The sequence below is a fragment of the Micromonospora sp. 4G55 genome (genome assembly GCF_016803375.1).
This window is the reverse complement of sequence record NZ_JAEVHN010000158.1, coordinates 1-11,336: the sequence shown is the minus strand read 5'-3', so window position 1 is coordinate 11,336 and position 11,336 is coordinate 1. Positions and strand designations below refer to the sequence as shown.

Here is an 11,336-nt window from a genome sequence, read left to right as displayed (position 1 = left end):
CGCCGCCCCGGGCGCCGCGGCCCCGACCGGCATGTCCGCCGCCGAGGCCCGGCAGGCCCGCAAGGAGCTGAGCCGGCTGGAACGGCAGATCGCCAAGCTGGACCAGAAGGAGACCGGGCTGCTCGACCAGCTCGCCTCGCACGCCACCGACTACGCCAAGGTCGCCGAACTCGACGCGCAGCTCAAGGAGGTACGCGCCGAGCGCGAGCGGACCGAGGAGACCTGGCTCACCCTGGCCGACGAGATCCCGCCGGTCTGACCGGCGCCACGCGCCCGCCCCGGCACGAGACGGGGGCCGTGTGCGGCGTCACATCCCGGCGTGCGGGACAATCGTCGTCGACCTCTCTCATCCCCACGGCGTTGGAGACTCAGACATGGCCCATACCCCCGTCAACCACCCCGCGCGCCGATCTACCGGGCGATCGGCGGGCTCGTTGGTCTGTACCTGGTGGTCTTCGGTGTGCTCGGCGTCATCGCGAGCGCCGGCAACGACCTCTTCGCCCAGGATGACACCACGGTCCTGGGTCAGGGGACGAACCTCGGATTCTCGCTGCTCAGCATCCTGCTCGGCATCGTCGTGCTGGCCGGCACCGTGATCGGCCGCAACCTCGACGTGGCGATCAACCAGTTCCTGGCCTACGGCCTGATGGTGCTCGGCCTGGCCGAGCTGGCGTTCCTGCAGACCGACGCCAACATCGGCAACTTCAGCGTCCTCACCGTCATCGTGGTGCTGACGCTCAGCCTGGTCCTGCTGATGGCCGGCATGTACGGCAAGGTCGGCACCGACGAGGAGAAGGAAGCCTTCGAGAAGGCCCGCCTCGTGCTCTGATCGCGCTCCGCACTGGTCCCGCTCCGCCCGTGGCTCGCTCCGGGCGGGGCGGGATCTTTCGTTGGTGGCTCCTGCCGGCCGGTTCGGCGGACAGGGGGCGGCGGGCTGGGGGACAATTCTCCGGAAGTGGTCGTACTCGGACGGAGGGGTCAATGGCGCACTTTCCGGTGAACCATCCGGCGCGCCCGCTGTACCGGGTCGTCGCCGGGCTGATCGGGCTCTACATCCTGGTCTTCGGCGTCTGGGGCGTCTTCCAGACCTGGGGGCAGCCGCTCTTCGACCGGGGCCCCAACTGGGCGCTCGGGCTCCGCACCAACCTGGCGTTCTCGCTGGTCTCCGTGGCCTTCGGGATCGTGCTGATGATCGGGGCGTCCCGACGCAGCAACCTCGGGCACTACATGAACCTGACCGCCGGGGCGGTCTTCCTGGTCACCAGCATCGCCATGATGTCGGTCCTGCAGACCACCGCGAACTTCCTCAACTTCTCCATGTCCACGGTGATCGTGTCGATGCTGTTCGGGCTGCTGCTGCTCGCCACCGGCCTCTACGACAAGGTCGGCACGGACGAGCACGCCGAAGAGGAGCGCCGCCGCCGGCAACACCCGATCGCGGAGGCCGGCACCCGCTGAACCGGCCGGCGGTCAGGCCCGCTTGCGGGTGATCAGGCCCGGCTTCGCCTCCAGGTGGGACAGCCCGTTCCAGGACAGGTTGACCAGGTGCGCCGCCACCGTCTCCTTGCGTGGCTTGCGCACCTCCAGCCACCAGCGGCCCGTCAACGCCACCATCCCGACCAGGGCCTGCGAGTAGAGCTCGGCCAGCTTCGGGTCGTACCCCCGGGTGGAGAACTCGGCCGCCAGGATGTGCTCCACCTGGTGCCCGACGTCGTTCATCACGCTGCTGAAGTTGCCCGTCGCCGACATCAGCGGCGACTCCCGGACCAGCACCCGGAACCCGCTGGTCTCCTCCTCGATGTAGGTGAGCAGCGCCAGCGCCGCCTGCTCCAGCAGCTCGCGCGGGTGTCCGGCGGTCAACGCCGTGGTGATCCGGTCCAGCAGGGCGCGCACCTCGCGGTCGACCACCACCGCGTAGAGGCCTTCCTTGCCGCCGAAGTGTTCGTAGATCACCGGCTTGGACACCTTGGCCCGCGACGCCACCTCCTCGATGGAGGTGGCGTCGAAACCGCGCTCGGCGAAGATCTGCCGGCCGATCGAGATCAGTTGCTCCCGCCGCTGGGCCGCGGACATGCGTACCCGGGAGGTGGGCTTCGCGCCCGCCGCCGCCCGCCGTCGTCCGTCGGTGGCCTCGTCCGCCATCTCGTCACCTCGCCGGCGCTCGGTGACGCCCTGTCGTGGGATGTTCCTGCCGCCGTGCCCGTCTGCCTCGGTCACCTGGCCATACTGCCAGGTAACCTCCGCGGGCATCGCCCGGTTTCAGCGGCGTGCGGCCGGCTTCACCAGCTTGGCGGCGATCCGCTCCGGTTTCGGCCAGCGGACGTCCCGCGCCGCGCCGGCCTTCTCCAGCAACCAGATCACCCGGGCCGAGATGTCCACCTGGCCGCGCAGCACGCCGTGCCGGGCGCTCGTCGGGTCGGCGTGGTGCAGGTTGTGCCAGCTCTCGCCGAACGACAGGAGCGCCAGCGGCCAGAAGTTCGACGCCCGGTCGCCCGGCCGCACGGCGAACGGCCGCTCGCCGTAGACGTGGCAGACCGAGTTGATCGACCAGGTCACGTGGTGCAGCAACGCGATGCGGACCAGACCGCCCCAGAAGAGCGCCGTCCACGCCCCGGACCAGGACCAGGTCGCCAGGCCGCCCAGCACCGCCGGCCCCAGCACCGAGACCACCACCAGCAGCGGGAAGAGCCGGTCCACCCGCCGGGTGTCGCGGTCGGCCAGCAGGTCCGGGGCGAAGCGGGCCCGGTTGGACAGCTCCCGGCCGAACAGCCAGCCCACGTGGGCGTGGAACAGGCCCCGGGCCAGCCCGCGGACGCTTTCGCCGTAGCGCCACGGTGAGTGCGGGTCACCCTCGGCGTCGGAGAACGCGTGGTGCCGGCGGTGGTCGGCGACCCACTGGATGATCTCGCCCTGCACGGCGAATGAGCCCGCCACCGCCAACGCCACCCGCACCGGCCGTGGGGCCTTGAACGAGCCGTGGGTGAAGTACCGGTGGTAGCCGATGGTGATGCCCAGCCCGGAGAGCAGGTACCAGAAGGCCGCGATGGCCAGGTCCGTGCCGCTCAGCCAACCGCCCCAGGCGACCGGGACGGCGGCGAGCAGGGCCAGGAAGGGTACGACCACGAAGGCCCACAGCGCGATCAGGATGCCCGTGGACTGCGGGCCCTGGGTGAGTGGCTTCGGCCCGGTGGCACTCTCGTCCGTCACGGTCGACATGGCACCTCCCAGCGCAGAGATACGCCTACGTCACCGTAACTTAGGGCTCCGCGCCGGTGGAGTGAACAGTTGCGGACATGAATGAAGCTCCTGGAGGCGCGGGCCGACCTATCGGGTGAACAATCGGGTCTCGTCGCAGGGCTCGGTGCAGCGATCACGTAGGGGTGGGGCCGCTGAGAGGGAGGCGCTAAGCTGTCTTGCGTCACAATCGGCCGTGGTGTAATTGGCAACACCCGGGTCTTTGGTACCCGTGTTTCAGGTTCGAACCCTGGCGGCCGAGCCTTCTCCGATATCGCGCGGCACGTGGGGTATGGGACGAACTGCCCCGCAGTCTGGTTAGCATGACCGCGAGAGTGTCGCCTTCCCGACGGGAGCCACGTCGTGCCCCAGCCCCACCTCCGTACCGTCGTCGTGCTCGCCGCCGGTGAGGGCAAGCGGATGAAGTCGGCGCTGCCCAAGGTGCTGCACCCGCTGCTCGGTCGTACGCTGCTCGGTCACGTGCTGACCGCGGCCGCGCCGCTGGCCGCCGACCGCACCGTGGTGGTGGTCGGTCACGGCGCCGAGGAGGTCAGGGTGCACCTGACCGAGATCGCCCCGGACGCCACGCCGGTCCTGCAGGCGCAGCAGCTCGGCACCGGGCACGCCGTGCGGATCGCGCTGGAGGCGGTGCCGGAGGCCGCCGGCACGGTGGTCGTGATCAACGGGGACGTCCCGCTGCTGCGCGCCGAGACGGTGGCCGCGCTGGTGGCTGCGCACGAGGGCGAAGGCGCGGCGGCGACCGTGCTCGCCGCCGAGGTGCCCGACCCGACCGGCCTGGACCGGATCGTGCGCGACGCCGCGGGGCGGCTGGAGCAGATCGTCGAGGAGCGGGACGCGACCCCGGCGCAGCGCGCGCTGCGGGAGATCAACGCCGGCATCTACGCGTTCGACGCGGTGCGGCTGCGGGACGCGCTGGGCAAGCTCTCCACCGACAACGACCAGGGCGAGGAGTACCTCACCGACGTCTTCGGCCTGCTCGTCTCGGCCGGGGAGCCGGTGGGCGTGCACGTCGCCGCGGACCACGTCGAGACGCTGGGCTGCAACGACCGGGTGGAGCTGGCGGGCCTGCGCCGGCTGCTGCGCGACCGGGTCAACGAGGCGTGGATGCGGACCGGGGTGAGCATCCTCGACCCGGAGACCACCTGGATCGACGTCACCGCCACCGTGGAGCGGGACGCGGTGATCGACCAGAACACCCAGCTGCGGGGCACGACGGCGGTCGGCGCGCAGGCCGTCGTGGGGCCGGACGTGACGCTGATCGACACCGTGGTGGGGGCGGCGGCGACCGTGCTGCGCAGCCACGCGGTGGGCGCCGAGGTGGGTGCGGGGGCCAGCGTCGGCCCGTACGCGTACCTGCGCCCGGCCGCCCGGCTGGCCGAGAAGTCGAAGGTCGGCACGTTCGTCGAGGTGAAGAACTCCGAGGTCGGCCCGGGCGCCAAGGTGCCGCACCTGTCGTACGTGGGTGACGCGACGATCGGGGCGAAGGCCAACATCGGCGCGGCGACGATCTTCGTGAACTACGACGGGGTGAACAAGCACCGCACCGTGGTGGGCGAGGCGGCCTTCATCGGCTGCGACACCAGCCTGATCGCGCCGGTCGAGGTGGGCGCGGGGGCGTACGTGGCTGCGGGCAGCGCGATCTCGCAGGACGTGCCGCCGGGCGCGCTCGGGGTGACCCGGGCCCCGCAGCGCAGCATCGAGGGCTGGGTGGCCCGCAAGCGGGCCGGCACGGTGTCGGCCGCGGCGGCGGAGCGGGCGCTGGCGGAGGGTGCGTCGGCCGGTGGCCCGGTCGCAAGGGAAGGTGAGGCAATCCACGGGGACGCCGAGACCGTGGGACGGCCGTCGGCCGCGGGGGATACTGCAACCGAATAGTCCCCGGCCACCGCCGCCGGGAACCACCGACCAACGGGAGCAGACGGGCCCATGGGCAGCATCGTCGCCGAAAACCGCAAGAGCCTGATGCTCTTTTCCGGACGTGGCTTTCCGGAGTTGGCCAAGGAGATCGGTGAGGTGCTCGGCGTCGCGCCGACGCCTTCCGACGCGTACGAGTTCGCCAACGGCGAGATCTTCGTACGCTTCAAGGACTCGGTGCGCGGTTCGGACGCCTTCGTGGTGCAGTCCGTCACGCACGGGGTGAACACCTGGGTCATGGAGACCCTGATCATGATCGACGCGCTGAAGCGCGGCTCGGCCAAGCGGATCACCGTGGTGCTGCCGTTCTACCCGTACGCCCGGCAGGACAAGAAGCACCGGGGTCGGGAGCCGATCTCGGCCCGGCTGGTGGCCGACCTGCTGAAGACCGCCGGCGCGAACCGGATCCTCACGGTCGACCTGCACACCGCGCAGATCCAGGGCTTCTTCGACGGCCCGGTGGACCACCTCTTCGCGATGGACGTGCTGGCCGAGTACGTGGAGCACAAGTACGCCGGCCGGCCGATGACGGTGGTCGCGCCGGACTCCGGCCGGGTGCGGGTGGCCGAGCGGTGGACCGACCGGCTGGGCGGCTGCCCGCTGGCGTTCATCCACAAGACCCGGGACCCGCTGAAGCCGAACCAGGTGGTGGCGAACCGGGTGGTCGGTGAGGTCGAGGGTCGGGTCTGCCTGATCGTCGACGACATGATCGACACGGGTGGCACGATCAGCAAGGCCGCCGACATCCTCAAGGAGTCGGGTGCGGCGGAGATCGTCGTCGCCTCCACCCACGCCCTGCTGTCGGACCCGGCGACCGAGCGGCTGAAGAACAGCCCGATCAGTGAGATCGTGGTGACCAACACGCTGCCGCTCCCGCCGGAGAAGCAGCTCGACAAGCTCACCGTGCTGTCGATCGCGCCGCTGCTGGCCCGGGCGATCCGCGAGGTGTTCGACGACGGGTCGGTGACCACCCTCTTCGGCGGCCTGAGCTGAGCGCGGCGCCGCGGCTATGACCGCGGCGCGGCACCGTTCCCGCCGGCCGACGCGCCGGCGGGGACGGTGATGAGGGGACTGCCGGAAACCTCGGAATCAGCTCGGGTAGACTGGTGCGGTTGCCACGGCGAGGGTGCCCGGCGGGCCGCTGAAAAGCACCGCACGGAGGCACCGTCATCGACGCGGTGCTCCGGGCAGTCGTTCATGACGCATGAGCCCCAGCGAGCCCCTCGCCCCAGCACCGCAAGACGACAAGCCGCCGTAGCGAAAGCATCAGGAGTTTCCCCGTGTCCGAGGTAAAGATCAGCGCCGAGCCCCGTACCGAGTTCGGCAAGGGTGGTGCCCGTCGTACCCGCCGGGCCGGCAAGGTGCCCGCCGTGCTGTACGGCCACGGCGAGAAGCCCAAGCACATCGCGCTCCCGGCCCGCGACTTCGCGGCCGCGATCCGCAAGGGCGGCGCGAACCAGCTCTTCGCGATCGAGGTCAGCGACGGCACCCAGGTGCTGGCGCTGCCGAAGGCGATCCAGCGTGACCCGATCAAGGACACCTTCGAGCACGTCGACCTGCTGCTGGTCCGCCGGGGCGAGAAGGTCACGGTCGAGGTCCCGGTCCAGCTGATCGGCGAGGCCGCCAAGGACACCCTGATCGTGCACGACCACGACACCCTCTCGGTGACCGCCGACGCCACCAAGGTGCCGGACCACCTGGAGGCCTCGATCGAGGGCATGGAGGCCGGCACCCAGGTGACCGCCGCCGACGTGCAGCTGCCGGCCGGCGTCGAGCTGGTCGCCGACGCGGAGCAGACGATCGCCTCGGTGACCGCCGCCCCGACCGCCGAGCAGCTCGAGGCGACCCTGCCCGAGGTCGAGGTGGCCGACGAGGAGGTCGAGGCCGGGGTCGGCGAGGAGACCGCCGAGTCGTCCGAGGGCGCCGAGGCCGGCGAGCCGGCCGCCGCCGGTGGCGAGGAGAGCGCCGAGGCCAAGACCGAGGCCTGATCGGTTCGCAACATTTACGGCAGGCGCTCCCGGCGGACAGCGGGGGGCGCCTGTCGGCGTATCGGGACGATTACGGCGGTGCTGCCCGACGGCGCCGGCGGGCGTGGCGGGACGATTACGGCGGTGCTGCGCGACGGCGCCGGCGGGCGTGGCGGGACGATTACGGCGGTGCTGCGGCGAGCGGGAGGGACGGGACGTGACGGACGAGGCGGGGCCGTGGCTGGTGGTCGGCCTGGGCAACCCCGGTCGGGAGTACGCCGGTAACCGGCACAACGTCGGTTTCATGGTCGCCGACCTGCTGGCGAGCCGGGTGGGCGCGAAGTTCGGCCGGCACAAGCGGGCGGTGGCGGAGGCCGCCGAGGGGCGGCTGGGCTTCGGTGGGCCGAAGCTGGTGCTGGTCAAGCCGCTGACGTACATGAACCTCTCGGGCGGTCCGGTGGCGGCGCTGGCCCAGTTCCACAAGATCCCCGCCGAGCGGGTGATCGCGGTGCACGACGAGCTGGACATCCCGTACGGCCAGCTGCGCGTCAAGATCGGCGGCGGCGAGGGCGGGCACAACGGCCTGCGCTCGATGTCGAAGTCGCTGGGGACGAAGGAGTACGTCCGGGTGCGGTTCGGCATCGGCCGGCCGCCGGGGCGGCAGGACCCGGCGGACTACGTACTGTCGGATTTCGGCGCTGCGGAGCGCAAGGAGCTGGAGTTCCTGGTGGACCGGGCGGCCGACGTGGTGGAGTCGGTGGTCACCAAGGGCGTGGAGCCGACGCAGAACGCGTACCACGGGGCCTGAGGGCGGGGCGTACCGGGACCGGCCGCCCCGGCCGGTAGTCTGCGCCTTCTGGCGTGCCGCGACCCGCGTCCCGGATCGCGGCGAGGCGACGGGAGTGGTACGTGGGCAGTCCTCCGATGATCGACGGCGCGTTCGCCCGGTGGCTGGCGGCGCGGGCCGGGCAGGCGTTGCTGGGGTTGCGGGCCGAGATGGGGTTCGCCGACGCGGGCGCGCTGAAGTCGGCCGGGGACAAGGTCTCGCACGACCTGATCCGTACCGAACTGGCCCGGTGGCGGCCCGGTGACGCGGTCCTGTCGGAGGAGGACGAGGGCTCGCGGCTGGCCTGGGCGGCGGAGGTGAACCCGGGGGCGGTGTCCCGGCTGACCGCCGACCGGGTGTGGATCATCGACCCGCTGGACGGTACCCGGGAGTTCTCCGAGGAGGGGCGCTCGGACTGGGCGGTGCACGTGGCGCTCTGGGCGCGCAACGCGCCGACGCCGCACGGGCTGGTGGCCGGGGCGGTGGGGCTGCCGGCGCAGCACCGGGTGCTCGGCACGGACTACCCGCCGGCGTACCCCCCGATGACGTTGGCGGCGGCGACCTCGGGTGGCGGGCGGACGCTGCGCCTGGCGGCGAGCCGGAGCCGGCCGCCGGTCTTTTTGAGCGACCTGGCCGAGGACGTGGGCGCGCACCTGGTGCCGATGGGCTCGGCCGGCGCGAAGATCGCCGCGGTGGTGACCGGTGAGGTGGACGCCTACATCCACGCCGGTGGCCAGTACGAGTGGGACTCGGCCGCCCCGGTCGCTGTGGCGACGGCCACCGGCCTGCACGCTTCCCGGATCGACGGTTCTGCGCTGAAATACAACGAGGCGGATCCGCGGCTGCCGGACCTGCTGGTCTGCCGCAAGGATCTCGCCACTCGGTTGCTTGCAGCGCTGCAGAGACATTCCGGGTAGCCTGAGCGCTTGTTCTTGATGTATCCGACCGGAAAGGTCTGGAATCCATGAGCGGATCCGCGCCGATCGAGACCGTGTCATGACCGCCCCCGCCCGCTTCTACCAGGTCTCCCACCTCGACGCGCTCGAGGCGGAGAGCATCTTCGTGATGCGCGAGGTGGTCGCGGAGATGGAGCGCCCGGTGCTGCTCTTCTCCGGCGGCAAGGACTCGATCGTCATGCTCCGGTTGGCCCAGAAGGCGTTCGCCCCGGCCAACATCCCCTTCCCGGTCATGCACGTGGACACCGGGCACAACTTCCCCGAGGTCCTGGAGTACCGCGACCAGCGGGTCGCCGAGCTGGGCCTGCACCTGATCGTGGCCAGCGTGCCGGAGGCCCTGGCCAGCGGCATGGTCCGCGAGTCCGGCGACGGCATGCGCAACCGGATCCAGACCCCGGTGCTGCTGGACGCGGTGGAGAAGCACCGCTTCGACGCGCTCTTCGGTGGCGCCCGGCGGGACGAGGAGAAGGCCCGGGCCAAGGAGCGGGTGTTCAGCTTCCGCGACGAGTTCGGCCAGTGGGACCCGAAGAACCAGCGCCCCGAGCTGTGGTCGCTCTACAACGGCCGGCACCACCCGGGCGAGTCGATCCGGGTCTTCCCGCTTTCCAACTGGACCGAGCTGGACGTGTGGCACTACATCGCCCGCGAGCGCATTCCGCTGCCCTCGATCTACTACGCGCACGAGCGCGAGGTGGTCGAGCGCGACGGCATGCTCTACGCGGTGAACGAGTTCTTCCGCCCCCGTGCGGGGGAGGAGCGGTCCAAGGCCCGGGTGCGCTACCGCACCGTGGGCGACGCCTCCTGCACCGCGGCGGTCCGCTCGGACGCCGACACGGTGGAGAAGGTGATCGAGGAGGTGGCCGCCACCCGAATCACCGAGCGCGGCGCGACCCGCGGCGACGACCGGGTCAGCGAGGCCGCCATGGAGGACCGCAAGCGGGAGGGCTACTTCTGATGAGCACCGAGACCATCGCCGGGGGCGCGGCGGACAGCCGCGCCGCCACCGGGGCCGGGCCGGAGGCCCGGCCGATGGACCTGCTGCGCTTCGCCACCGCCGGCAGCGTGGACGACGGCAAATCCACCCTGATCGGCCGCCTGCTGTACGACACCAAATCGCTCTTCACCGACCAGCTCGCCGCCGTCGAGGCGGTCAGCGCGGCCCGGGGTGACGAGTACACCAACCTGGCGCTGCTCACCGACGGCCTGCGCGCCGAGCGGGAGCAGGGCATCACCATCGACGTGGCGTACCGCTACTTCGCCACCCCCCGGCGGAAGTTCATCATCGCCGACACCCCGGGGCACATCCAGTACACCCGGAACATGGTCACCGGCGCCTCCACCGCCGACCTGGCGCTGATCCTGGTGGACGCCCGCAAGGGCCTGGTCGAGCAGTCCCGCCGGCACGCCTTCCTCTGCTCGCTGCTGCGGGTACCGCACCTGGTCCTCTGCGTGAACAAGATGGACCTGGTCGACTACTCGCAGGAGGTCTTCGAGCGGATCGCCGACGAGTTCACCGCGTTCGCCGCGAAGCTCGACGTGCCGGACCTGACCGTGGTGCCGATCTCCGCGCTCAAGGGCGACAACATCGTCACCCGCTCGGAGAACATGTCCTGGTACGAGGGCCCGTCGCTGCTGCACCACCTGGAGCGGGTGCACATCGCCTCCGACCGCAACCTGGTCGACGTGCGGTTCCCGGTGCAGTACGTGATCCGTCCGCAGTCCACCACCGTCACCGACTACCGGGGCTACGCCGGTCAGGTGGCCTCGGGCGTGCTCAAGCCGGGCGACGAGGTGATGGTGCTGCCCTCCGGCTTCACCAGCCGGATCTCTTCCGTCGAGACGGCGGACGGCCCGGTGGCCGAGGCGTTCCCGCCGATGTCGGTGACCGTCCGCCTGCAAGACGAGATCGACATCTCGCGGGGCGACATGATCTGCCGGCCCAACAACTCCCCGGCGGTGTCGCAGGACATCGAGGCGATGGTCTGCTGGATGGACGAGACCCGCCCGCTCCAGGTCGGCGGCAAGTACGCGATCAAGCACACCACCCGGTCCGCCCGGGCGATCGTCCGCGGGCTGCACTACCGGCTGGACATCAACACCCTGCACCGGGACGAGGCGGCCGGCGAGCTGAAGCTCAACGAGATCGGCCGGGTCCGGCTGCGCACCACCGTGCCGCTGCTCGCCGACGAGTACCGCCGCAACCGCACCACCGGCGGCTTCGTCATCATCGACGAGTCCACCAACCGCACGGTCGCCGCCGGCATGATCGTCGACACCGCCTGACCCACCCGGTCCGGGCCCGCGCGCGACCCGGCAGACGCACTTACCGAGAAAGAGTGGCTATTCCAGCGTGGATAGCCACTCTTTCTCTGTATTCGGCGGGCGGTGCGGCCGGCGCGCCGCGTGGGGTCGGCGCGGGGG

Annotated in this window: 11 protein-coding genes, 1 tRNA gene and 1 pseudogene; 11 read left to right on the top strand and 2 right to left on the bottom strand. The window is 71.1% G+C overall.

The genetic code is table 11. The features are described 5' to 3' along the window. The 3 genes and pseudogenes from JNW89_RS15405 to JNW89_RS15395 form a co-directional block, all read left to right on the top strand. Window positions 1-259 (top strand): ABC transporter C-terminal domain-containing protein (locus JNW89_RS15405; RefSeq protein WP_238449441.1); only part of this gene is annotated, 259 nt, incomplete at its 5' end. A 115-nt stretch (window positions 260-374) separates the two neighbouring features. Continuing rightward, a pseudogene (locus JNW89_RS15400) lies at window positions 375-829 on the top strand (DUF4383 domain-containing protein). A 152-nt stretch (window positions 830-981) separates the two neighbouring features. Then, window positions 982-1,458: a DUF4383 domain-containing protein gene (locus JNW89_RS15395; RefSeq protein ID WP_238449440.1), complete on the top strand. Its 477-nt coding sequence runs from the start codon at window positions 982-984 to the stop codon at window positions 1,456-1,458. Window positions 1,459-1,470: 12 nt separating this feature from the next. Here JNW89_RS15395 and JNW89_RS15390 read toward each other — a convergent pair whose 3' ends face one another. Next, entirely contained in the window at window positions 1,471-2,142 is a 672-nt protein-coding gene (locus JNW89_RS15390; RefSeq protein ID WP_238449444.1) for a TetR/AcrR family transcriptional regulator, read from the bottom strand. A gap of 117 nt (window positions 2,143-2,259) precedes the next feature. Then, window positions 2,260-3,216 carry an acyl-CoA desaturase gene (locus JNW89_RS15385; RefSeq protein ID WP_375155100.1) on the bottom strand — a complete coding sequence of 319 codons (957 nt, stop codon included), beginning with the start codon at window positions 3,214-3,216 and terminating at the stop codon, window positions 2,260-2,262. Between the two features lie 208 nt (window positions 3,217-3,424). Here JNW89_RS15385 and JNW89_RS15380 point away from each other — a divergent pair. From JNW89_RS15380 to cysN, 8 genes are all read left to right on the top strand, one after another. After that, a tRNA-Gln gene (locus JNW89_RS15380) sits at window positions 3,425-3,496 on the top strand. A 101-nt stretch (window positions 3,497-3,597) separates the two neighbouring features. Then, window positions 3,598-5,127: a bifunctional UDP-N-acetylglucosamine diphosphorylase/glucosamine-1-phosphate N-acetyltransferase GlmU gene (gene glmU / locus JNW89_RS15375; protein ID WP_309139988.1), complete on the top strand. Its 1,530-nt coding sequence runs from the start codon at window positions 3,598-3,600 to the stop codon at window positions 5,125-5,127. 51 nt (window positions 5,128-5,178) lie between these two features. Further along, the gene (locus JNW89_RS15370; RefSeq protein WP_238449438.1) at window positions 5,179-6,159 is read left to right on the top strand and encodes a ribose-phosphate diphosphokinase; all 981 of its coding nucleotides are present in this window, start codon (window positions 5,179-5,181) and stop codon (window positions 6,157-6,159) included. Window positions 6,160-6,446: 287 nt separating this feature from the next. Then, entirely contained in the window at window positions 6,447-7,154 is a 708-nt protein-coding gene (locus tag JNW89_RS15365) for a 50S ribosomal protein L25/general stress protein Ctc (protein ID WP_238449437.1), read from the top strand. A gap of 196 nt (window positions 7,155-7,350) precedes the next feature. After that, the gene (gene pth, locus JNW89_RS15360; RefSeq protein WP_238449436.1) at window positions 7,351-7,941 is read left to right on the top strand and encodes an aminoacyl-tRNA hydrolase; all 591 of its coding nucleotides are present in this window, start codon (window positions 7,351-7,353) and stop codon (window positions 7,939-7,941) included. 116 nt (window positions 7,942-8,057) lie between these two features. Continuing rightward, on the top strand, window positions 8,058-8,876 hold the full coding sequence (locus tag JNW89_RS15355) for an inositol monophosphatase family protein (RefSeq protein WP_238449442.1): 819 nt from the start codon (window positions 8,058-8,060) through the stop codon (window positions 8,874-8,876). Between the two features lie 79 nt (window positions 8,877-8,955). Continuing rightward, the gene (cysD, locus tag JNW89_RS15350; protein ID WP_238449435.1) at window positions 8,956-9,870 is read left to right on the top strand and encodes a sulfate adenylyltransferase subunit CysD; all 915 of its coding nucleotides are present in this window, start codon (window positions 8,956-8,958) and stop codon (window positions 9,868-9,870) included. Then, window positions 9,870-11,198, top strand: a complete 1,329-nt coding sequence (gene cysN / locus JNW89_RS15345; protein ID WP_238449434.1) for a sulfate adenylyltransferase subunit CysN — start codon at window positions 9,870-9,872, stop codon at window positions 11,196-11,198. Before cysD ends, cysN begins: the two co-directional genes overlap by 1 nt. The last annotated feature ends 138 nt before the right edge of the window (window positions 11,199-11,336 follow it).

What these genes read in the sequence shown, in the direction of transcription:
- JNW89_RS15395 (WP_238449440.1), top strand. Translation starts at nt 982, where the DNA reads ATGGCGCACTTTCCGGTGAACCATCCGGCGCGCCCGCTGTACCGGGTC.
- JNW89_RS15370 (WP_238449438.1), top strand. Translation starts at nt 5,179, where the DNA reads ATGGGCAGCATCGTCGCCGAAAACCGCAAGAGCCTGATGCTCTTTTCC.
- cysN (WP_238449434.1), top strand. Translation starts at nt 9,870, where the DNA reads ATGAGCACCGAGACCATCGCCGGGGGCGCGGCGGACAGCCGCGCCGCC.
- JNW89_RS15390 (WP_238449444.1), bottom strand. Translation starts at nt 2,142, where the DNA reads ATGGCGGACGAGGCCACCGACGGACGACGGCGGGCGGCGGCGGGCGCG.
- JNW89_RS15385 (WP_375155100.1), bottom strand. Translation starts at nt 3,216, where the DNA reads ATGTCGACCGTGACGGACGAGAGTGCCACCGGGCCGAAGCCACTCACC.
- cysD (WP_238449435.1), top strand. Translation starts at nt 8,956, where the DNA reads ATGACCGCCCCCGCCCGCTTCTACCAGGTCTCCCACCTCGACGCGCTC.
- JNW89_RS15355 (WP_238449442.1), top strand. Translation starts at nt 8,058, where the DNA reads ATGATCGACGGCGCGTTCGCCCGGTGGCTGGCGGCGCGGGCCGGGCAG.